Raw genomic sequence first — 748 nt, forward strand, 5'->3', positions numbered from 1 at the left:
GATCCTGGAGACATAACGGCCATCACCATAACTGGCAACCGGATAAAGCGCATCCCCAACTGGCGTTCCCTTCCCTTGCTCCTCACCAGAGCGATAATTCTTCATGAAGGAATGCGCGTCTATGATGGTGTTGAAGCGCATTTTGTCTACTTCGGTGCTCACGGCTACAACCCGCCATTGTGCAAAAGCAACGCATGGCAAAGTTGCGAGCACCACAACGGCCAATGACCGCAGGTTTCGCATCAGTAAAAGGGAAGGTCTCGATCTCATTTACAGCTCCAGTTTTTATGCTGGAGCTATTTTCAGGTGGGAGAGTCGTTATCAACGACTGCGTTATTGCCCTTTTAGGGTATGAATACGTGATTTGGAGAGGTTGTGTATTCAGAACAAATGAGAAGCAGGTTACTCATTTCGCTCAAACACTGTGACAAGAACACGTTTTTGGTTGTCGTCGTTGATCACCATCAGGTACTTGAACTTGGAATCTCTATGGCCCCAGACTTCCACGTTATCTACGCGGCCATACTTTCTGGCTTTATGGCGAGCCACTTTCTCGTCAAAGGGCTGAACCTGTAACTCTGGATGCTGGAGGCGGCCAACAAGTGAGGCCCACGGTTTTTTAGGGTCTCCAGAGGTTATCCGGGCCTGATACTGATCGATGGCATGTTGAGTAACCAGGACGGGGCCAATGGCAGGTGTAGATATTTCGTCATGGGTCTGGGTATAGGCTTGCTTGTCCACATCGAGG

The 748-nt window shown here is 49.6% G+C and carries 1 pseudogene; it reads right to left on the reverse strand.

Annotated features, from left to right (window positions below):
• Window positions 1–402: 402 nt before the first annotated feature.
• Window positions 403–748, reverse strand: a pseudogene (locus R7Q09_RS25270) (hypothetical protein); the annotation flags it as partial.

It is taken from the genome of Vibrio sp. 2130-1, assembly GCF_033339515.1.